The sequence below is a fragment of the Alteromonas sp. PRIM-21 genome (genome assembly GCF_027563165.1).
Taxonomy (GTDB): Bacteria; Pseudomonadota; Gammaproteobacteria; order Enterobacterales; family Alteromonadaceae; genus Alteromonas; species Alteromonas macleodii_A.
Map to the genome: position 1 here is coordinate 27,676 of NZ_JADOEK010000014.1, position 23,295 is coordinate 50,970.

Consider the following 23,295-nt stretch of genomic DNA (forward strand, 5'->3'; position numbering starts at 1 on the left):
TTCTGCAAATACTTGCTGCTTCAGTACAAAAATCAAAAATTCTCTTCACAATGACGTTCAGATTAAACTGCATTTACCACGTAACAAGCCGATGCACGACTGGCTCTAGTGAATTTCTTCACCAGACGTTTTTTTCATCTTTAGAAGCCTTACAGGTCCAATCAAGCCAGATGGTTGCAGCTTTTTCGGTTGTTTAACAAAGAAATTGAATCCAGTGAAAGTGACACGCTGACTTTGAGGTGGAGGTCTATTTTCGACCAGCCAGGGCACAGTATCGCCAGTCATCGAATAACCGCTGGTGTCTGGATATGCTTCATCCCCAATAAGTCGGTTTACCCACGTATTTGTCACCGAAATTTTAAGCGTATTACCACCGGACTTTAATGCGCTTTGAATATTTAGAACAAAAGGAGGCTTCCACAAGGTTTCGAATTCTTGACCGTTCACTGTAACCTCAGCAATTTGTTGTACGTTTCCCAAGTCCAAATATGCTGGACCCGTTTTTACTAATCGATCGCGGTCTAATTGAAAAGTAGTTTGATATTGGGCTGTACCGGAATAATACTTAATGCCTTCGATGTCACTATCTGTCCAATCTATAAGTTCATCAAACGTAACCTCGCCTGGCCCTGCCCATGCTTGATCAAATTTGACAAGCCATGGTCTGCTGAATGTGTAAATAGTCTCATGCTCACTCTTTCGTACGTAAATATCATCGATCTTTGAACTATGATTGCCTTTATATATTGGGCTTTCATCATCACGTCGAATAAAAATAAACCTAGATGCAAATGGCTCTAAAGAAAGCTTAGCTGTGAGTCGAGAGTTGTTTATTTGGAAGTCTTTAATTTTCTCTATGGTGCCATCATCCACATTCCATATTTCCGGCGTCCCCTTTCCCTCACGTAGACTTATTTCGACACGTTTGAATTCAGGGTCGTCATTGTAGAAATAATAAAGATCGTTTGGCCCAATTCGTCTGTGCGCAAAAAATTGTGCTGGTTCGCCATTAATTTCGAAATCAGCCTCCATCTCCAATACGTCGATTGATTCGTCTAACGAATAGCTACTAACGACCCCTTTTTTGTAGCGATTTAATCGAGGTGCATTATTCTCTTCATCGCCCCATAGTGACTTTACAATCTGGTCGAACTCATTTTGGTACGCCCACTCACTGTAACCAATAACATGCTTGGGCCTGTCGCCAATAACAGTTGCACCTGCAGCGACTAGCTCTTCAATGCGCTGCAACGTTTTAAAGTGTAAATACTCAGTTTTGTACAAATGTAACGCTTTGTAGCTGGTGCCCTCGGGAAGCACTAACATGCCATCTTTTACACTTGCGCGGTTAAGTAAAACATCTGTGTTGGTGTAATCGTAGCCGTAGCCATTGGGCACAGAAGTGTTGTTAGAGTTACCCACTCTAAGAGGCGCCACATCGCCTAAATGCACAAGGAAGTCTGCCTCTGGTACGCCCTGTTGGAGTAAATAAGAGCCTCTGGCTAAATATTTAAACCACACTTTGCCGCCATTGTTCCACCATGTTTGCGTTCTATCGATGTGAGAACCGATAGAATCCATTGTCATGCCAGGTTTTATATGGTTATTCGGTTGATGGGCAAATCGATGAAACATGGTTTCGTTGATGCCCCGCGCCCACATTTCGTCACCGTAATGCTTGTAGAAGTAAGGGTGTCCATACCAATTTACCGTATTGATGGATGTGAACGACTCAGCCGAAACCACTTTTTTACCATAAATATGCGCTGACGAAATGGCAGCCATAATGCGACCGTTGTACTCTTTCTCGCGTACCCAGAATTCCCCCATCAAGCGGTCTGCTTTTCCACCTGCAGCGAGTTCGTCAAAGGGCCCCCATCCGTAAGGCTCAATATAGGATTCAAGCCCATATTCGTTTGCTAAACGGGTAAATTCACCGAAGTAGTTTTCTACCATTAGGTCTGACTGATGCTGTCTAAATTCTTGTAAAACAGCTCCCGTATGTTCAGGCGACTCAATAACTCGGCCAGTCATAACAGGTAACCACGGAATAAAGTCATAGCCAAACTTGTGTTCAAAACTTTGCGCTATATCATCAGTCCAGTTTTGCCCACCCACTTCGTAGCTATCAATCTCGACCGTTTTAAGTGATTTGATACCGGCGTCTTTGGCTCCTTCCATCACTTTTCCAACAAATTGTTCAAAGTGAAAACGCAAGGCTTCGGCATCAAATTTATCAACTTCTAAACCTTCTCCTTCCACCGTAGCAGGCACATTAAAAGCACCCGTGCTGGTGTATCCAAAACGTAAAAGTTGCCAGTCACCATCAGGCACATTTACACCTTCTGGCGGCAGTTCTCCTCTATTCAATACAACAATGTCATCACGCCTAATCAAGGCATCAGGCGCTATACTCGGTGCTAAGCTTAACTTTCCTCGTTCCATAGAGTTCATTGAAAGCCAGTTATCCATACGCGGCGTTGACCACAAGTCGAAACGCTTGATGGTAATAGGTTTATCAAATACAACGCGAAAATACTTGGCATTAAAACCATCATTCTTGTCAGTCACCAATTGTGGGCTGAAAGCCCACATTCTGGCACCAGTTCTTGGTCTACGTAGTTTCTCTACAACGCGGCGAAAGTTTTCTCCATCATCCGATACCCAAAGAGAAGCATCGCCATGTCGATTTGGGGTCTCTATCTGCAGGCTTCTGAGTGTAGACGGCTTGTCCACCTCTACCTGTACCCAATAGACGTCATCTTCATTTTTTGAAAAGGTCAGTTCAGTATCCCAATCGCTATCTTTTAAAACACTAGCATCGAGAGTTTTATCAGAAGTAGTGATCTTGGCGTGTCTAAAATGATTGCCTGATACATACTTATCTTTGGGTATGGCAATAATAGCGACATCACGATAAAGCTGCTCTGCATATCCGGGCTGAGGGGGGACTAAGATTTGCTTACCACTTACGCTTAGTTCTGACCACGTCAACCGTTTCATTGACTGTTCTGGCGTTACCCATGGACCACCGCTCGACGTCCACCCGTCGGAATTGTGAATACCAAACTCAATACCTTGTTTATCTGCTTGCTCGGCGGCATGAATTAAATGTTCATAAAATTCGTCAGTATCAAATCTAATGGGGCCGCGGGAAGAATATGGCCAGTTACGTCTATGAACATGAAAGAAGATTGCCCCTCCAATGCCTGCATCTCGCATAGCTTTGAAGTCCTCGGTAAACCCTTCTTTGCTCATATTGCCGTTCATCGCATGCATCCAAGTTTTAGGAAGATAGGATGGCTCAGGCGATGCGAACTCCGACTCTAAAACAGACTGCGCCAGCGTTTTCAATGGGGTGACGATAAACACAACTGCTATAAAAAAAAATAACACAAAGACATTTTTTAACACAAAAACAAATTGATTTTGATTCATGGTGACTAATTTTGTTACATTGTGATTACATGTGATTGAATATAACTCAACATCGCTGTCTTTGAAACAGAAGAATAGGGCAACGGTGACGACTCTCATTGAGATGAAATAAAATGAAAATTAAGAAGAAGGCCACGATAGTTCGATTAAAAAGTGCTGGTTTATTCAAAACCGCCGCTTTCGGGTTGGCAATAAGCTTTTTAACTGCGGCTTGCGCCCCAACAGAGACCCCCAAAGAAACGATTTCGGAAAATGACTTCTACACACAAAGAGCAGCTCTGATTGCCAAGTACTCTAAAACCGACGACGTTTTTTCAGCCTTAAGAGCACAAATAGAGCCTTCGGATCCTGCAAGTAAACAGTACTGGCAATGGCGCGTTGATCAATACCTCTATGGACAGTATCCGGAATATCAACAAATTTATGACGGGTTCAAAGAGGGAAAGAAATTCGAAAATATTTACCCTCTTGTAAAAGAAGACCTAGGGTCCAAAAAAACTCTTCCTGATGCTCTACCAAAGCTACCAAAAGGTCACTTTACTGAAAATTTGCCTGGAAATCCTCATCGCGGATGGCAATACCTTGATGGGGATACGCTATATATCACCTATCAAGGTAAGTTAACTGACCCATACGTCGCCAGCTATGATGTTGTAACGCAAGAATGGAAAGGACCTTTCAGAGCCGCCGAAAGTACCTTATCAAAAGGCGATAGAAAGATTGATAGTCACGGCCGGCCAATCATAGAAATGGATACGCAAGGCTACCTACACATAGTCTATGGCGGGCATGGTGGAGAACGTGAGGATGGGCTCAATCCGCTTTCTATCGACACGCCTCACGCTGGCGGTAGAATGCTGCATGTTGTATCTAAAAAACCTTATGATATTAGCGAGTTCAAATACGTAGATGATATTACGCCTTTTGCGTCATACACTAAAAGCTATAAGATGGGTAATGGCGATATCTACTTATTTACGCGGGCTGGAACTCATAAGTCCCCATGGGTCTATTATAAGATGCCTGCCGGAACTAAACGTTTTGAGAAGCCTGTCATTATTACTTGGCCAACGCCTCAATCAGACGAGCCCATTAATGTTGATACGTTTTACATCAACCCGCTTAAAATCTCAGATACAGAGATAGCCATTAGCTTTCTATGGCACGAATGTAACTTCTTAGAAATTCACGATAAAGAAACCTATGCCCGCATTAACGCCTATTACATGCGTTTAGATACAAACAGCGGGCTATTCTTTAACGCGCAAGGTGAAAACATTGACCTTCCGATCACAATTGATGTGGCGAACGACAAAATGCTGGCGTTCGATTCAACAGATAGAGAGGAAACGCCATTTGGTACTTCTCCAGTCATTTTAAAAAGTGGTCAGCCAGCAGTAGCTTATGAGGCTCGCACTAAAGCTTACCGCGAGTGGCGAATGGCAGCCTTTAACAACGGTCAATGGCAACATAGTTTACCTATGCCAGGTACGGTAAACAGAACGCTAAAAGATGAAGAAAATAAGTCAATTTCTAATATTCTCGATTTGGTAGTGTTAGGCACGCCATCAGGTAAACACACCGCTGTTACTGTGTATCGCGACGCAGATGGCACAACCTATTTCTCCACTGTGGAAAGTTCAAACGGTACTGACTGGAAAGTCGTCAATGCCCATTTAGCACTTGATAATACGCGTATACAGATGGAAGCAATCAAAGATGATGCTGGACTCAATATAGGTGTTATTTTAAATATTAAAAAGGGGGCAGCCCAACGCTTATACCTTTGGCATGAAGGTGAGTTTCAGCGACCGGGTCAGCTCGCCTCGACTGGTGTCGACGGCGCAACTGACGCAACACTGTTTCATGAATCGTTTGAAAATGGAGGCTGGAATGCGGCCTCTCCTCGCGGTTTTACACCAGGCCTAGACAACGCGCTCGCGAAAAATTTCATGTTTAATCAACTACAAACTGACTCCGCGTTTTCGCTAGAACAAAATATTGTTCGTAGCGGTGATTACTCAGCAAAATTGTATTGGAAGCATAAAGCGCCAGCTTCCTACAATGGAGATCCTCAAAAGATCGATAACGTAGATAGAAAAGCGATGTTTCATGGCTTTAAAACCAGCAAAGTTTTAGGCGCTGAAGCATGGTACGGCTTTAGTTTCTATTTTCCTAGCGAAGGCACGCGTAATGAACCGAACAATTGGTTGTTCTTTCAGATTCACGGTAGCGCCGATAAACGATTAAAAGAGCATTCCCGAAACCCACCTTTTTCCTTGACTCTCACTCCAGAGGGCATGCGAGGGGCTTGGAAATGGGACCCTCACGAACTAAGCCCTACCCGACATGGTGATGGTACTGCTCATTTTGAAATACCAGGTAAAAAACAAGCTTATCTAGACCGTTGGGTCGACTTCGTTCTTCACGCCAAAGTTGACTACACACAAGCTAGCACCGGTTTTCTAGAACTTTGGGTTGATGGCAAAAAGGTATTAGATAAACAAAACATCCGATTTGGATATAACGATGATAAAGGCATTTACCCATCGTGGGGAATGTATTTTAACGGTGATTTGAGCGGTATGCAGAACGACCATTATTTATATCTTGATGAGATTCGGATGACTGATGCAACTGACGCCACTTACGAGGATGTAGCGCCTCGGCTATCTAAGTAAGCATTTCAGGTAACAACATAATTTTTATATAGCTTAAAAAAGGGCCATAACAATGACGCGTAATGTTTTAAATAATAACCGCCTGACATGCTTTTTGTTTTTGGCCCTGACCTTATTTAACGCACTACTATCAGCCGAAGAATTTGCTGCAAACGCCGCAAGACAAACCATAAGCTTTAATGAAGACTGGCTGTTTAAGCTTGATGACAATGAAATCTTTAAAAATGAAAACTTCAACGATAGCGGTTGGAAAAAGCTAGACGTACCTCATGACTATATATTTGAAGAGGGCGTAAATAAGTCTGGTTCTCAAGGACAGTCAGGTGGCTATCACGGAGGAGGGACAGCTTGGTATAGAAAGCATTTCGTGTACGACACAAGCTGGCAAGGTAAACAAATCTGGCTTCAGTTCGACGGCGTATATATGAACAGTGAGGTGTGGATTAACGGGCACCATCTTGGGAATAGACCGTACGGTTACATCAGTTTTCAATATGAGTTAAGCAAGTATTTAAAGCAGGGAGACAATGTTATTAGCTTGCGAGTAGATAACGAACTGCAACCATCAGCCAGGTGGTATCACCCAGGCGGTATCTATGCACCAGTCAAACTAGCTATCCTCAACCCTGTCCATATTAAACATAACTCGTTATTTATCCATACTCCCAGCGTCGGCCAAGAAACAGAGGTCGCTGTTAGCTTTGTAGTAAATGACAACGCCCAGAATATTTCTGAGTATGAGCTTCAGTACGCTGTATACGATCAAGATAATAAACAGATATTAACGCACCTCACCCCGCTTAAAAAAGTTAGCAACGTCGAAAATGAAAAGACGGAGTATGCCCTATCTTTCAACTTGTCCGGTGCTAAACGCTGGAAGCCGCATAATGCATATTTGTATAGGTTATCGCTAACTCTTTTAGATAACGGAAACGTCATTGACTCTCAAATAGCAAAATTTGGCGTTCGTGATATCGAATGGAAGACAGATACGGGCTTCTGGATAAACGGCGAAAATGTGAAGATTCAGGGCGTGGCCGAACACTATGAAGGAGGGCCTGTTGGAGGCGCTTGGACGAAGCCACTTCTAAGATGGAAATTAAGCCTTCTAAAAGAAATGGGAGTCAACGCCATTCGTACCGGGCACAACCCCTACCCCACCATGTTTTATGAGCTGTGTGACGAGCTAGGCATAATGGTGATGGATGAAGTATTTGACGGATGGAAACAAAAGGCTCGTCACGACTACGGCCGATATCATTTCGATGAGTGGTGGGAGAGAGACTTAACTGAGTGGGTTACACGCAATAGAAATCACCCTTCAATCATCATTTACAGTGTAGGTAATGAGACGCACGGTGACATTGTTACTGAGCTTGCTGCTGCTGTGAAAAAACATGACCCAACTCGACTTGTTACCTCTGGTTCTACCAATAAGGAGGGACTCGATGTAATAGGTATTAACGGAGGGTCAGAAAACAAGAGCTTCTTCGAACGACGCTTTGACCGTCCTTTCGTATCAACGGAAGCTCCTCACACTTGGCAAACCCGCGGATACTATCGCACCCAGACGTGGTGGAGAGACGGTCCTAAAGGCGACACGTTTGAATTACCTGATATCACAGAAAAGGAGATATTTTTTTACGACTGGAAAGATCCCAAAGAATGGTCGAATCAAAAACAGCACCTTAACTCCTCTTACGATAATGCTACAGTTCGGATAAGTGCACGTAAAAACTGGGAGCTTGCACGTGACTTGCCGCACCACGCGGGGCACTTTCGTTGGACCGGTTTCGACTACCATGGAGAAGCAGGGTTAGCACACGGAGGTTGGCCTTATATTGCTTTTATGGGTGGCGCACTGGATTTAGCCGGCTTTAGGAAAGACCTTTTCCACTTTTATCGAAGCCAATGGCTAGATGAACCTTCGCTTCATATTCTACCTAGCTGGACACATCCAACGATGACAGAAGGTACGTTGGTGCCAGTATGGGTTTATTCTAATCTTGATGAAGTCGAGCTATTTCTAAATGGTAAATCCCTTGGCCGTGATAAACCGGGAAAACAATCCAATGAGATACAAGCTGAATGGTTCGTACCCTGGACACCGGGATCAATACGCGCAGTGGGTTACAAGAACGGTAAAAAGCTCTTAGAAAAAGAAATTAAAACCGCTGGCTCACCTGTTGGTCTAAGACACAGCATCGACACTTATGCCGCTGAGGATGGTTTCAATACTGCGAAAGTAATCACCACCGAAACCGTTGATAAGAATAACAACTTTTACCCCTATGGGAGTCATAAGACCTATTATCACTTTAGTGAAGGTTTAAAAGTAAAAGCACTTGAAAACGGCTCTCCTTACGAACACACCAATCGTGTTAAATCTAATTATCGACACTTATTTATGGGAAAAAACCGCGCGTTTGTTGAAGTTGCTTATCCTAATGCTCGCGAATTTGTCACTATAGCTGCTATCGTGGGTGACGAGGCGTTAAGGCTCTCGAACAAGGTGGCGATCGATGTTCAAACCATTGCTATCACTGACACTGCAAATATCGCGTCCCAAGAAATTCAAGTTCGCTATAGCGTGAACACCCCCAATGAAGAAGAAATGAAACCTTATCTTACCCCTTTCGCAGTTAACGATGGTGACACGGTATACGCAAATATAATTATCAATGGCCGATTTGCCTTTCAAATGAAGCAACAATTCGGACAGGGTGTGGGTCTTTTCTGGGGCGATGAAAACTCAGCCGATATGTGGGTAGGTCGCGGCTTATCCTTACAGGGCGAAGACGCAGAATATGGCCAAAGCGCTGCAGCAGTGCGAGACGCTCACGGTGTTCATGGAGGGGCTTATGGCACCTTTAATGACAAAGAAGGCACGATGTATTGGTACCACGAAAACGATGGTGCTGAGGGCGTATACACTGCGGTTTTTCGTTACACGCACAACGACAAAAGCTCGAAGCGGCCTCTTGCTATTTATGTAAATGACAAGAAGGCGGCTATGGTTGAATTTGAGCCTACCGGGAGTTGGGACAGTAAGTGGGACGAACAAGCAGTAAGCTTCACGCTAGTAAAAGGCGCCAACCATATAGAATTTAGAACCGTAGGCGAGAGCGGCCCTAACATAGACCAATTTACGCTTGAGTAAAAATTTTGAAAATAAGGCGGTTATTGTCTACCCACACAGGGCTGAACCTTCAACGCAAATAAGGCTTGTTTGATAGCAAACCCCGGTTTCATTGTCTATCATGTTTATAAAGGATTATCTGAATGATAGTTATATTTTAATTGAATCAATCAAATGATTTACTCACAGGGATGGCAAAGAAAAAGTGTTAAGGCTTGTACTGAGACTAACTAATATGTCGGCAATTTTGCATGTTTTTACATGGGTGATGTGTCTGACAATGGTCTCGTGTTGCGCAATTGCGGATACGCAAGGTCAAAATTCCCTCGTCTTATATCAGCTCGGGGCAAAATGGCAGGGCCTCAGTGACTCTCTTAATACACAACCACAACAAGTAGTTGAAAAAGTTCAAGCAAAAATACTCACCACCTCCGATCCGATTCAAAAAGCTCAGGCGCACCTAATTTTATCTCGAGCTTACTACAATCTGGTTTTTCCTGACCAGTCGCTTTCTCATGCGCAGCAAGGCTTAGAACTCATTCAAGAACGCACACAGCCTTGGCTGTTTCATTCACTTGCTCTGGCCAAAGCCAATGCATTTGATATCGCGGCGAACGCCACGCCCGGTTTAGTACTAGCTGAAAATGCATTAGGTTGGGCATCGAAAAATGAAGATTACAACATGCTAGCTGAAGCCTACTCTACACTTGGCTTGTTATACTTAACTTTAGGGCAGCATAACGACGCTTTGGAACACTTGTTAAGTGCATATTCACTTTCAAAGGAATATCACACTGATATTTCGACAGGTGATATAGCAAATAGTATCGCAATCGTTTATGACTATCGACGCGAAGATAGTCAGGCAATCAAATATTACAAAGAATCATTAGAGCATCATCGTAAAAGTAATAGTCCTCTTGCTATCAGCATTAGTTTATATGGCCTTGGCAGATCATTGCGTAAGTTAGGAAATCTTGACGAAGCACTTATTCATCTCAAAGAAGCTGAACAATTTTCAATTAAGCTAAACGATCAACAAGGGATAGCGTACGCCTATAACGAAATGGCCGGAATTTATTTACAACAAAAGCAGAACAACCGAGCAGAAGCGTTATTCCGCAGTGCCGCTGACATTTTTGCCCAAGCAAATAACAATGATATGCAAGTAAGTAGTTATTCAGGCCTCGCTGAGATAGCAATAAAACAGTCTAACTGGGAGTTAGCTAAATCTTATTTGCAACAAGCAAAATCGCTAACATCCGAAGACTCGATGCCTGAGCAAAGAATTAATTTAGATCGAAGGTTGGCGCAGGTTTATGCTGCGTTAAAAGACTTTGAAATGGCTTTCACTTTACTGTTAGGTAGCTACGAAGCAAAGGATATCTATTTGCGGCGACAAAACACGTTGCAGCTGCAGACACTACAAACTCAATTTGATGTAGCTCAAAAAGAAGCTGCGAACAATTACCTGCAACAGGAAAACCAGATACAAAAACAGCTTTTAGAGACGTCCCAACAACGCAGGGGGCTATTAGCTTTAGTCATAATATTGTTAATGCTTATTTGCATTCTGTTTTTGCTGCAGTATCGCAAGAGTCTTCAACACGCAAAGAAACTGGAAAAACTTGCCAATACCGACGGTTTAACTGGACTTTTAACACGCCGGCACAGCTTTGAATTAATTGATCAGCAAATAGAGTTGGCTAATCGCCACAACAACTCGCTTACTGTTGCCATGATTGATTTAGATTTTTTCAAAAAAATAAATGATACCTTCGGCCACCAAGTGGGTGATAAAGTGCTGATGTCATTTGGGCAATTAGCACTTGCTGAATTTCGAACAACAGATATTCGAGGACGCGTGGGTGGTGAAGAGTTCTTGTTTGCATTCCCTCACACTAATCTAAAAGACGCGATTTCACAGTTAGAACGTTTCCAACAAAAGGTCGCAAAAATACCGGCCGCTCTTAATATTAAAGGCTTAAGCGTTACTCTATCTATTGGTATGGTTGAACACCAAGTTGGGCTCGATATCGAATCTCTTATCGCTCAAGCTGATGAGGCGCTTTACCAAGCGAAAACGAATGGTCGCGCTCAGATCGTGAGTAAGGGTTTAGACTAGATTGAGCTACATCATCATTTCAGTAATTACTAGGATGACGTTGTTAATCAGACTAGGCCACAAGCCTTGGCCGAAATAAACCAAGAAGAAGTTTTAACATTACGGATTATATTTCCGCACCCACTAATAAACAAACCGCTTTTAGAATAGTGGCTGAATCAATTGTCGTCTATCGCGCCGAGGGATTTACCTCTAACAAATGCGCTTGCCACTTTGTTAAGTTACTGAGCACTGCTTTGTGTTAAAGGTCTATAACCGAGATATTTCCTTCTAACATCTTTGACAGCAATGCCTGCCACTCAGACGTATCCCAATTAGCCCGCATTCCCATCGAAATAGCTTTCTCTAACAATTCAACAGACTTTTTAAAGTCGCGTTCTGGGCGAAGTCTGTAAGAGATAGACAGTAAATATTGATACTCCGGATTTAGGCTTTGTGAACTTGAAGTAGCGTTTAAATGCTTTATTGCGCCAGCAACGTCTATTAACGATTCATCCGTTGCTGTCAGTTTTATCTTTGCGACATGCAAGGCTGCTGCTTTATCTTCTTTTTCTGCTGCAGAATTGAACCAAAACAGTGCTTTTTTCTCATCGTTAATTACCCAAGGGCTGGCAAGCAACAGTTTGCCCAGACGATACTCTGCCCGAGAAAGACCATATTTGCTCGCTTTAGCTATCCATTTTATTGCTTCAGGTATGTCTTTCTGCTGCATATACAACTGTAAACCGTACTCATACATAGCGCCTGGGTGCCCTTTTTCAGCAAGCTGCTTGAGTAATGTTTCAGCTTCGTTGTCTTCACTTTCCATCCAAGGAAAAATGACCATCGCCATTGCATATTCGTAAAGTGACTCAAGTGTTGGTTCTTTTTTGGCTGTTCGTAAGACACGACGTGTTTCTTTATATAATTGAGGCAAGTTGTCGTTGAGATAAAACTGATCATTAACGGCCGCTCCCAAATATGCTCGATGGACAAAATCAGTCGACGCGCCACCTAGTTTAGGCTGTCCTAACGGGAATAGCTTATAAGCGTCGAGAAAACGTCTCGCATTTCCAGATTTTTGAATTTCGCGTACGTACCGAACAGAGCCATCACTAGCCACATCATTTTCTACCACCAAGAAGCCGGGGTTCGTCACCACAATAGCAGTATCTAAAGATTTACCGCCGTCTAAATCATCAAAACCACCAGAGTTTAGTAACTCATCATCAAAGTTCTGAAATTCAACTAACTCTTCAAAGTACACTTTCTGCGTTAAAGCCTTACCTCCGTCAAATGTTACTTTCTCATCAAGGTTCTGTTGATTCAGTTCAGGTAAAAACTCGCGCTGATAATTTCCAAGAGCAGCTCGCTCGTCTTCTATGGCTTTATCAAGAAGGGACAGGTCTTGTTCATCTAAAGACGAACGCATTTTTGCAACAATGCGTTGCGCGTTATAGTAGTTTTGCTTACCCGCCAACGATAGATATATCAATGAAGATATAGCACTTGATTTAACCCCAAGCCCTTTTAAATACATTACACCAAGTTGATACTGAGCATGGGCATTGCCCAACTTGGCGCCTTCTTCATACAAGGGCAACGCAGCTTCGTAATTTCCTTTTTTAAACTCAGTATTTGCTTTTAAGACATTCACAGCATAACTATTAAAGCTAAAGACGCCCGCGAAAAGAATGGTAGAGTACTTTTTCAAACTGAACATACTAATTCTCCGTTACCACAAAATTCGTGGCGTTACTCCATTCAGTGTTCTAAATTACACCGAATGGAATCGTCGCTTTACTCAGAAACACCTAAATCAATGACCTGTAGATAAAGCGGTAGCGCATTTCCAGCCCCTTTCTCCATCAGATAGTAATATGCTTTGCCGTTTTCAATATGAATAGTGCCGTGGTCGAACTTCGTACCTGTAGTTTGCTGGTACACTACTTCAAAAGCGTTGGTACCACCTTTAGCTTTTTCAACAAACGGATAACCATTTTTAAGTCCGATTATGAAAATACTATCACCCGATGTGTAGATAGAGTCGGCTCCGGTAAAGTCAGTCGTTACCGTAAAGTTTTCTGCGTTGGCAGGTTTGAATGCATGTATCGACACCTCCTTATAATCACTTCGTTTCGCATCTGTAGAACGAACTTGAGTAATAAAGTGAATATCTTCATTTTCGGTAACCGTCCAGTCAAAGCCCCGTACAATGTATACGGAGTTAGGCTCCTTATGATCGATGTAATCACCAGGCTCAAAGATTTTTATTTCATCAGAGTTAACCAAAGGCCAGGTTATGTCTTCGCCATCTACATTTTTCCATTCACCTAAGCCATCGGGATGGTCAGAGTACGCATAGTAGACACCATTTTGATACTTGTAGCGGTCATTATTATTCGCACTACGTTGCTGAAAGCCTACGCGTAACTTACCGTTTATGTACTTCATCTGGCCATATAAGCCCCAGTCGTACGCATTTCCATGCGTTTTTTGGTCTTTATGATTGAAAGGTGTAAAACGTGTCCACACTTGTTTTTCGGCGTCGTACTTATTGAAATAATAAGCACCGTTGTTATTGCCACCCCAACGCATGTAATGCAAAAGTTCGCCATCTTTACTTGTGTAGAATTTAGGGTACGTCAGCGCAGAAAAATTCTCTTTATCTGCTAAGTTGCCTGTCATGGTCAAATGTTTGTAGTCATCGGAGCCCTGACTCACTTCACTGGTATCTTTTACAAACTGTTCTAATGTAAATTCGTCATCCGGTACATCTGCTGCACCTACCACAGAATGAGAGTAGCGGAAAAAGTCGTTAACAAACCTTCCTTTAAATCGGCCGCTTGCGTCATCGTCGACATAGGCGTGCATGTCGTAAACCATATGAATAGTGCCATTTTTCGGGCTCACGGCTAACCCTATCGTGTTATGTGACTCCCCTACTAACGGATTTCCTCGAAACCCTGTGTGTCGATGGGGAAACTGAACAGTTTTTACAACGCCCGTTTTAGTGTTAAACCTAGAGAGCATAACATTGCGTTCTTCTTTTCCGCCCTTGTACCACGTCATGAAAACGTAGTGTTTATACGGTTTGACCGCATCGCCATGAGCCGAAATATTTCTTCCAAAAAAGTAATCGTACTCGGGCCCTGTCGAAGGGTTTTCGAAGGTTTTGTGATTGAGCTTTTTACCATCAAAATGGAGCGCGCCATTTGTTATTTTTGTACTGCTCTCTAGAAATACCCCACTTGCTTTGTTTGTATTTGAAGATAAGCCTACAGTATCGCTCAATGCACAAGCTGTTAACATTGAAAGCACGGCAATAGCTTTTACAGGAGCGCTTGTTTTCTGCGCCAAGCCACGTATTTTTTGTTTCAAAATCATCGGATTCACTCGCTATACACTTACAACCAGTGTACATTTAATTAAAACCATTTCCACTCAAAAATAACCACTTTCAGTCACGCGAAATTGAGTACAAATTATGGGCAAGAATAAAAACTAATCATAAAACGTTAAATAAGTAACCTTAGAACGCATACAACTTTTAGATAGAGGGCCGAAACTTGCTATTACATCACGCAAAAAGATTAAAAGAGTTAGCTATCTTCGTTAAGGACAGGCTTGCCACGATATCTCTTATATGGTTCTTATCTTTTAGTGTAAATACCTACGCTACTGTAAAACTAGATACAGAATTACTCGTCACCGACAACGCGCTTTTTTTCAACGGAAATAAAGTCAAAGGCTCTCATACAGCCAATAATCCAGATGGCTACGATTATATTTTTGGCAATGCATTATCTCCTCACGGTGACTGCATTAAGGTATATAAGCATTTTGTATTTATGACGTGGTACCAAGGAGGTAAAAACAATCGGCATGTGATGCTTTCTCGCCTCAACATGCAAACCGGTGTGCTTAAAACGATTCAGTTTCCCCACCAGCACACAGGGTTTAGAGGCAAATGGTGGTTAGGCGAAACACACAATACTATTGCGGTGGGCATAAGCCCCGTAAACGATACAATTCACTTGCTTTACGACATGCATCGCAACGGCAGAGTGGAAGCGTTCGCACAAGACTATCTTCGTTACTCTTATTCTCTAGAAGGCGCGGCTTCAGTGCCAGACAACAAATTTACTTTGGCACAATTTGTCAACTCCAGTGCTGGTCACTACAAGCATTTAGCCTTCGATGGCATAGACGACATCAATACGACAAAACTTCTTACCTACCCTGCTTTTTTCACAGGAAAGGATGGAGATTTGTTTATGAAAATGCGCTACGGATTTTCAGCGAATGGGAAAATGCTTTTTGCCCGTTACGATGGCAGAAAGTGGCATGGATATTATGACTTCAACCAGGTTTTAGCTTCAGAGCATGGTAGCGAATACAACTGGGGTTTATACGGTGACTTCAAATACACAGGCGGTAAATTTCGGATAGCGTTTCAACGACGCTCAAAAAACAAGTCAGACAAATACCTTTATCAAAACGGTATCTACTACGCTTATTCTGAAGACCCGCACGGCGTCTCGGATTGGAAAAATGCGTACGCTGAACCAATTGAAATTCCATTAGCTATTTCTGAGCACATCCAAATTGAAGAGCCTGGAGACTGGGCTAAAACAAAGAAAAAGAACCAAGTATCCATTGTTCACGGATTTGACTTCACAGTGACGAACAGTGGCGATGAACACTTCATAAGTAAAGTAGTAGACCTTGAATTCAATGAAGAGATAAACCTGCACACATTTCGCAAATTCGGGCAAAAGGACTTCACTACCGTTCAGGTCCCGTATGGTGGGCAACTGTTTAGTAACGGGGATGATGTCTATCTTACTGGGTTGAAAAATGGCCATGTGGCTATCGCAAAGGCTGAGGATAACTTAGAAACTTTCACTACTATCTACGAGCACAAGCAAGGTCCGACATTCGATAAAGCCGTGGTCTTTTTTAAAGACAATAAGGCCTACTACTTCCTGAAAGACTCGGAAGGTACAGGCGATGCGCGTAGTTTGTATCTACAAGTGTTTTCGTTGAAATAACGCTAGGTAATTTCGTTTCAAAGTTCACCGCGCGGTGGTGTTATGAACTCAAAATCAGACCCTTTTGAGGCGAAAAGTAACATTTATTACAGATACCATCGCGCACATGGAAAACAACCCGTTCATTTGCGCTCTGCCGGTGTGAAACTAATAGGAACAACAAGAGGTTTTTTAGATGACACAATCACTATTGAGAGCACTGCTACTTACTTTGCTGCTTCCACTTTTTGCAAATAATGTAGTACTTGCACAAGACATTAAACATGGCCTGCGCGATGAAGCAGGCCGACACATGATCCCGCGCGGTTTTGTAGTAAACACTAACGATGCGGGTGGAGAAGTTAACTTCTCACAAGAAGATTATGCCCGCATGGTGCGAATGGGCGCCAATGTACAAGTTGTAAGGTTAGAACTAGGTAAATTGAGTACATTCGGCAATTCAAAATTTCAACCAGAATACTTGGCCCGTTTAAAACGTGCTGTGCGCCTTGGAAGAGAAGCCGGTATTAAAACCGTGTTTAAGTTAACGGTATATGGCGCCAAAGGTTTTTCATGGCCAGATTTATACTTCAATCAAAATAATGCTCAAGAAAAGTACATTAGCGCATGGCGACATATTTGGGACGCGTTTAAAGACAACGATGCAGTTATCGGCTACGACTTGGTAAACGAGCCGAGAAAAAAAGAACTAACGCAGTCTTATGACGAGCTAACTAGCGATTATTTAATTCCGCTCTACGAAAAAATTATCGATGCCGCACTGCCCTACAGCGACGAAAAGTTGTTCTTGATTCAAACTATTTTTATGAACAAAGGTGAAGCAATAAACAAAAATCAGTACGCGGAGATTAAGAAAAGGGTAGACCGCAAAAACATTGTTTTCGCACCACACATTTACCAAGAGTATATTGACTACATCGCTCCAACTATGGAACGGTTTGATAAAGAAGCGGACTTACTTCAAGCGCCAATTTTAGTAGGCGAATGGGGCTTTCCCACGCTACTTACTACCGACAAATCAGTAGAGGAACAGTTGCACTATATTGAGTTTTATATTCGTACTGCAGAAATTTTTGATCAAATGGGTGTCGGTTCAATTAAAGCTTGGTTTCTAGGCAACCGTAGCTACCAAAATTTCTTGCCAGGCGGTGAATCGACTTGGGCTATTTTCTCTGATAAACAAGCCGACGGAACTGTAGAGCGAAAATATATCACCGATATAATTGCTCGCCCCTACCCGCAGTATATTGCTGGCGATATTAAAAACTTTATGTTTCATTTTGCCACCCGCACGTTAGATCTCAATATCAAAACCGATAACAGTAAAGGGGCATCAAGAATATTTGTGGGCGCAGATCGTCACTACCCTGATGGATTCTCCGTTCACGTAGGCGACGATTTAATTATTACGCACAGTCCAATGAAAACTGGTTTCCGCGTATATTCATCTAAAGCCAACACAAAACCCAGCGATTTTATCTGGGATGCTGATAGACAACAGCTAGTTGTGCTCGCATGGCCCACAAACGATGAGATAGTGAATGTAAGAATAGAACCAGGGATTTACCGGGAGCCAGATCCAGCTGCAAAAAATTAGGCTTAGTGGCGTCCAAAGGATATTGCCTCTATTTCGCTCACTGTTATATAAAGTTGCTTGATTAATATTTGAAATTTATCGTGAACCAAATTTTGGATTAACAGTTTATTACTGAGACGTCATAGTAACGCCTGTTTACACTCAAAAACTAAATACTCTATTTCTTTATGCTGAATAAAATGTCGTATCCGGAATACCTTTCTATTCGCATCGCTCGTACTATTTTCAAAGACTGAGCTTAGGAATTTCACACTGACTATAAGGGACCACGTTATTGCTTTCTTCGTAAAGCTTAATACACTTTAAACGTTGTCTAAGTTCTTTGTTCATAGAGTAATAGTATATTGAAACGATCTCTATTAATCACACACTTCAGTTATCCTGTAAAAAGTCAGATTTTGTTAAGAATTTCAAACGATGTGAAGTGTTTCTGAATGTAGTACCTATTTTGGGATTAAAAATTGGAGATTAAAGAACTCATTATGAAAACTGTGGTACCTAGCTGAGCCTTTTAAGCTCAAGGAGCCTACGAAAAATGGTTGGAATTTGATGATTGTGGACAGAGCAAAAAATACAACTCGAAAACACCTATTTCGGGATTAAAAAACTCATTATAAAGATTGTGGTACCTAGCTAAGCCCATTAAAATCAAGGGGTCTGCGAAAAATGGTTGGAATTCAATGATTGTGGACAGAGCAAGGACGACGTTTTCTTAGTTAGTTGTCTCAACAAAGTAGCTACTCTTTTACCACTGTTTAGCTAGGCCAGACTCTGAACCAAAAAGTGTCAGATATAAGGTATCCACAGATAGTTTGGCTAGGTGTTTATTCCGTTAGGGAGAACATTTGCCCCCTTAAAGCACTACTGCCCAACTTTTTAGGCGCTTGTCATCTCTCTGATGAACGCCTCGTTACAAGTCCGCTATTTCAATATTACATCAAGAGCGGTATAGCTGATCAAATTCTTGAAGCGTAAGTTCTTTAGGAAAAATGATATAAATTAAATGCAGATGTTAGGACGAATGACTGTTGTTTGCTTTTAGTCGAATTCAGTTTATTGAATACCCACAGTCCGTTTTACATTCGGTAGAGACAATTATAGAAGAGTTGGGCGATGCTTACGACGTTATAGCCTATACTCTTAAGCTCTTCCCAGAATTAGATAATGGGCATGGAGCAGATTTGTACGTCATTGACACCATTCAGCTTCTTGAATAAGTGAAAGCGCCTACTGAAACTACTTTTAAAACGTTTGATAAGCTCGGCCTTGTCAACTATTGAGACACGAAACCAGCACCAATAGCGTTTTGTATTTGAGGTGTTGCATATTATGTATATGATATGCAACATCATGATTTTTATTGAAAAAATAGTTGCGGAGTGCTTTTAAATGGCAAAAAATAGGAGCATTGGCGTATCATACCGTGTGTTGATAATTAAGTATTGGAAGATATTTACGCTACTTCCTCAAAAAGCGATACCAGAACAAAAATCAAAGTCGGGGGGGAGGAAATGTTTATGTCGGAAAGGATATTTTTATTATCTCAGTACCCTGAGATAGCGCTAATTTTATGGGATTTCAATACAGACGAAATTGAAGAAAGTGTACTTTTTTTTTACATTCGTAAAAGAATTAAATACCTCCATCAAGGTTTGCTCAGTGATGAGGAAGTCGGACTCATTAACGAACTTTCTGAAAAGTATAATGAAGGTGTTTCTCTCCTTGAGCAGCGGTAATAATAACTTATCAGAACAAGCTGCGTTGTTCAGGAAATACAACTAATGTTTATCTGCTCCAACCTGTAAGGCTTACTTAAATCGGGTTTACGTGACGGCTACTAGTTTTTACTGCCGGATTACCGTTTTCGGCATTCCGTGTACAACCTGCAACTAGTTTTTACTGACGGATTACCGTTTTCGGTATTCCGTGTGCAATCTGCAACTAGTTTTTACTGACGGATTACCGTTTTCGGCATTCCCTGTGCAATCTGCAACTAGTTTTTACTGACGGATTACCGTTTTCGGCATTCCCTGTGCATTCTGCAACTAGTTTTTACTGACGGATTACCGTTTTCGGCATTTCGTGTGCAATCTGCAACTAGTTTTTACTGACGGATTACCGTTTTCGGCATTCAGTGTGCAATCTGCAACTAGTTTTTACTGACGGATTACCGTTTTCGGCATTCCGTGTGCATTCTGCAACTAGTTTTTACTGACGGATTACCGTTTTCGGCATTTCGTGTGCAATCTGCAACTAGTTTTTACTGACGGATTACCGTTTTCGGCATTCAGTGTGCAATCTGCAACTAGTTTTTACTGACGGATTACTTTTTCGTGTTGGGATTTATAGAAAAAAGATATTAAGAAGCGACTCTCCCCCCCAAAATTCGAAATTCCACCCGATATAAACTGATTAATGCCGAAATTGGCAAACCGCATACCCACGCGAAGGTATTATACGTTTTTTGAGCAAGAACCCTCTTTTTTCGAAAAATGAAAACGGATCGCGAAGTCGTCCCCAGAGACTTATTAAATTAAGTAGATTTTGTTCAACCCGCGCTAAACGCGCGGGTTTAGTAACATTAGTTATCGCTCGTTATGCTACATCACCTTGCAACGATTCAACGCTTGCAGATAATAATAATCACCGTAATTTAACGACGAATTTAATTCATCATTCGCAGGAAAATTACCCGTTGCCTGTTTTAACAAGAAGTGGCCGTTTTCGCCAATATCAGCGAGATAGGCTGGTGACGATAGTGTCCGTAGCATTTTCATAGCAGCATCGTAGTAACGCTCTGACTCGGCACCTTCAACAAACGTTGATAGTTCAAGCAACGCACTTGCTACCAACGAAGCAGCAGACGAATCTCGGTACAAGGTTGTCCCTTCATGTTTTGGTGCATCGTAGTCAAAATAAGGCACTAAATCATCGGGCATATTCGGGTGGTTAAGAATATAGTTTGCGATACCCTTTGCATGTTCTAAAAACTTTTCGTCTTGGGTAAATCGATATGACATGGTGTAACCATACAACCCCCAACCTTGTCCGCGCGACCATGACGAATCGTCAGCAATACCTTGGAAAGTTTGTTTCCAGTTGGGCTTACCCGTTTCTCTGTCGTAATTAACTAAGTGGAATGAACTGTAGTCATCACGAAAATGGTGTTCCATCGTGATAGTTGCATGACTGATAGCAGCATTACGGTAAACAGGGTCACCGGTGATTTCAGATGCGCGATACAACAACTCTAGATTCATCATGTTGTCGATAATAACCGGGAATTCCCATGTTCCCCAACTCCAAGAATAGGTAACGCCGATTTTGGGGTTGTAACGTTCCATCAAGGTTTTAGCTGCATTTACAATAACCGCCTCGTACTCTTTATTGTCGGTTAATCGCAGGCCATTTCCGAAACTGTCGTAGATGATAAAACCAATATCATGGGTTTTGCGATTGAATTGATTCTTCTCTAGCGCAGTTGTCCATTCAGTTGCCGTGTCTAGCCAACTTTGATTTTGGTTATGCTCGTATAAATTCCAAAAGCTCCCAGCGACAAAACCAGTAGTCCAACCTAGCATGGGCTCTAACCTTACTTTTCCCTGGCTATATGATCTGGGCACATTTTTAGTGTCGGTATAAGCTTTTCTAAAACCGTCGTACTGAATAGTCGCATGATCTAATGCTGCTGCGCAAAATTTAGCATTATTTTCCGGCCAATCAATTTTCTTTGAATAAGTAACTGTGTTAGGTACTGTTTCTTCTATGGCCGGCGCGCTGGCTTGCTTATCCGTAGCGCTGCATGCCGATATAATGCACGCGGCTAACATGGAAGTTATAATCTGTTGTTTTTTGTTCATCCAATACATACCGTGGTAACTAATATTGTTCAACAGAATAACGAATAATTCAGACTAAATCATCAAAAACAATCATATTAAGTCACGCGCAAACTTGAAAGCACACTTTTGATATACAAGGTAGCGGTTACACGCATCAATTATTGCCTTACACCATTTTTATAAATTTATTCATTTGCCCATTTCACCTCATATTTTTGTACAGCGAATGAGGGAATAGTCTCTTCGATTGTAACTATCGATGCTTCGTTATTTCCTTTAGTACTATTGCGTTTCCAGTCACTCCACTTTAAGAAGTTAACCTTCCCGTATTTCTCACGCTGTTCGCGAAAGAAATTTCGCCCTGTTTCATTTAAAGCATCGCATACAGATGCTATAGGATGAGCACCGGCTTTTCGCCACCCGCCTTCACTTTCGATAATCATGGCTTTAGGAAAGTCATTGAAGAATTGCTGCTCAATATTAATTTCGCTATCAATTTGTGCCATGCTCATCAACACAACCATGGTATTTTCTCGCAGGTCCATTTCGTTAAGTGCCTGCATTACTCTGCCCATTTGCGCGTCCATGTAGCTTACCGATGCGAAATATCCATGCCTGAGCTTTTTGGTAAGTTCATTATCAACGTCGCCTTCTTTAGGAATACCGCCATACATTCGAAGCTCGCCCCCAGTTTGTAAGTGCAAGGCGATACATGTCCTTTGGCTTATTTCGACTTGGCACTGCAAACTCGTCGCCGTCATAGAGATCCCAATAACGTTTGGGGGCGTTAAAAGGCAAATGCGGCTTACTGAGGCCAACGAACATTAAAAACCTGTCGTCTTTCAGATCTTTTAACGCTCGTATGGCATCGCTGGCTACTTTTCCATCTTTATAAAAGTCGACTTCAACCTCGCCAGCCTCATAGGCAAACCCTTTCTCTTTATTACCGTCTATGACGTAAAAATTATCGAGCTTTTTAATATGAGTAGACCAGTTCTCTGCATCGTCTGTTGTACTGTGATAAACCTTACCAATACTAGCCGTCTTATACCCATTTGCTTTGAACAACTGCGGCATCGACATCACATTAGGTTGATTGGGTCTAAGTCTGCCGTCTCGCTTAATCGTATACAGCCCCGTAGTTTACGGTATTAAGCCTGTCATAATGCTGACCCGAGAGGGCCCACAGATAGCTTGTTGTGCATAGGCCCGAGTAAACTTCACGCCTTCACTGGCCAGCTGATCGATATTGGGGCTATGCACCAAATCGTGACCATAAACGCCCAAGTCAGGTCGAAGGTCATCAATCAAAAACACCACAATGTTAGGAGATTTATCAGATTGACTAGCATAAGTCGTTATGCTGAATAATACACCTGAAGACACGAGCATAAGCGCAGCTAAGTATTTAAATATTAATCTCATTTCTACCTCTAAAAC

At 42.1% G+C, this 23,295-nt stretch carries 12 protein-coding genes and 1 pseudogene; 7 read left to right on the forward strand and 6 right to left on the reverse strand.

Going from position 1 to position 23,295, the window contains the following annotated elements:
- Positions 1 to 105: 105 nt before the first annotated feature.
- Positions 106 to 3,396, reverse strand: coding sequence for a glycosyl hydrolase (locus IW644_RS17055; RefSeq protein ID WP_269918598.1), 3,291 nt, complete (start codon positions 3,394 to 3,396; stop codon positions 106 to 108).
- A 155-nt stretch (positions 3,397 to 3,551) separates the two neighbouring features.
- Between IW644_RS17055 and IW644_RS17060 the strand changes: the two genes are divergently transcribed.
- The 3 genes from IW644_RS17060 (at position 3,552) to IW644_RS17070 (ending at position 11,383) form a co-directional block, all read left to right on the forward strand.
- Complete coding sequence (locus tag IW644_RS17060; protein ID WP_269918599.1) at positions 3,552 to 6,119, forward strand: heparin lyase I family protein; 2,568 nt, start codon at positions 3,552 to 3,554, stop codon at positions 6,117 to 6,119.
- A 52-nt stretch (positions 6,120 to 6,171) separates the two neighbouring features.
- Positions 6,172 to 9,279 (forward strand): glycoside hydrolase family 2 TIM barrel-domain containing protein, encoded by a 3,108-nt coding sequence (locus IW644_RS17065; RefSeq protein WP_269918600.1) that lies wholly within the window; start codon positions 6,172 to 6,174, stop codon positions 9,277 to 9,279.
- Between the two features lie 259 nt (positions 9,280 to 9,538).
- Positions 9,539 to 11,383: a tetratricopeptide repeat-containing diguanylate cyclase gene (locus IW644_RS17070; protein WP_269918601.1), complete on the forward strand. Its 1,845-nt coding sequence runs from the start codon at positions 9,539 to 9,541 to the stop codon at positions 11,381 to 11,383.
- A 241-nt stretch (positions 11,384 to 11,624) separates the two neighbouring features.
- On the opposite strand, the gene IW644_RS17075 is transcribed toward IW644_RS17070, so the two are convergent.
- Positions 11,625 to 13,085, reverse strand: coding sequence for a tetratricopeptide repeat protein (locus tag IW644_RS17075; protein WP_269918602.1), 1,461 nt, complete (start codon positions 13,083 to 13,085; stop codon positions 11,625 to 11,627).
- Between the two features lie 77 nt (positions 13,086 to 13,162).
- Positions 13,163 to 14,674, reverse strand: coding sequence for a BNR-4 repeat-containing protein (locus tag IW644_RS17080; RefSeq protein WP_442864460.1), 1,512 nt, complete (start codon positions 14,672 to 14,674; stop codon positions 13,163 to 13,165).
- Positions 14,675 to 14,931: 257 nt separating this feature from the next.
- Here IW644_RS17080 and IW644_RS17085 point away from each other — a divergent pair, with 257 nt between their 5' ends.
- The 4 genes from IW644_RS17085 to IW644_RS17100 all read left to right on the forward strand — a co-directional run bounded on the left by IW644_RS17085 (position 14,932) and on the right by IW644_RS17100 (position 19,749).
- The gene (locus IW644_RS17085; protein WP_269918604.1) at positions 14,932 to 16,416 is read left to right on the forward strand and encodes a BNR-4 repeat-containing protein; all 1,485 of its coding nucleotides are present in this window, start codon (positions 14,932 to 14,934) and stop codon (positions 16,414 to 16,416) included.
- Positions 16,417 to 16,591: 175 nt separating this feature from the next.
- Positions 16,592 to 18,013, forward strand: coding sequence for a cellulase family glycosylhydrolase (locus tag IW644_RS17090; RefSeq protein ID WP_269918605.1), 1,422 nt, complete (start codon positions 16,592 to 16,594; stop codon positions 18,011 to 18,013).
- A gap of 1,028 nt (positions 18,014 to 19,041) precedes the next feature.
- Positions 19,042 to 19,230: a hypothetical protein gene (locus tag IW644_RS17095; RefSeq protein ID WP_269918606.1), complete on the forward strand. Its 189-nt coding sequence runs from the start codon at positions 19,042 to 19,044 to the stop codon at positions 19,228 to 19,230.
- Between the two features lie 300 nt (positions 19,231 to 19,530).
- Positions 19,531 to 19,749 carry a hypothetical protein gene (locus IW644_RS17100; RefSeq protein WP_269918607.1) on the forward strand — a complete coding sequence of 73 codons (219 nt, stop codon included), beginning with the start codon at positions 19,531 to 19,533 and terminating at the stop codon, positions 19,747 to 19,749.
- A gap of 864 nt (positions 19,750 to 20,613) precedes the next feature.
- Here IW644_RS17100 and IW644_RS17105 read toward each other — a convergent pair.
- The 3 genes and pseudogenes from IW644_RS17105 to IW644_RS17115 form a co-directional block, all read right to left on the reverse strand.
- Positions 20,614 to 21,873 carry a glycoside hydrolase family 88 protein gene (locus IW644_RS17105; RefSeq protein ID WP_269918608.1) on the reverse strand — a complete coding sequence of 420 codons (1,260 nt, stop codon included), beginning with the start codon at positions 21,871 to 21,873 and terminating at the stop codon, positions 20,614 to 20,616.
- Positions 21,874 to 22,040: 167 nt separating this feature from the next.
- On the reverse strand, positions 22,041 to 22,559 hold the full coding sequence (locus IW644_RS17110; protein WP_269918609.1) for a hypothetical protein: 519 nt from the start codon (positions 22,557 to 22,559) through the stop codon (positions 22,041 to 22,043).
- Positions 22,510 to 23,280: pseudogene (locus IW644_RS17115) on the reverse strand (sulfatase-like hydrolase/transferase). The gene IW644_RS17110 and the pseudogene IW644_RS17115 overlap by 50 nt, the downstream one beginning before the upstream one ends.
- Positions 23,281 to 23,295 lie beyond the last annotated feature (15 nt).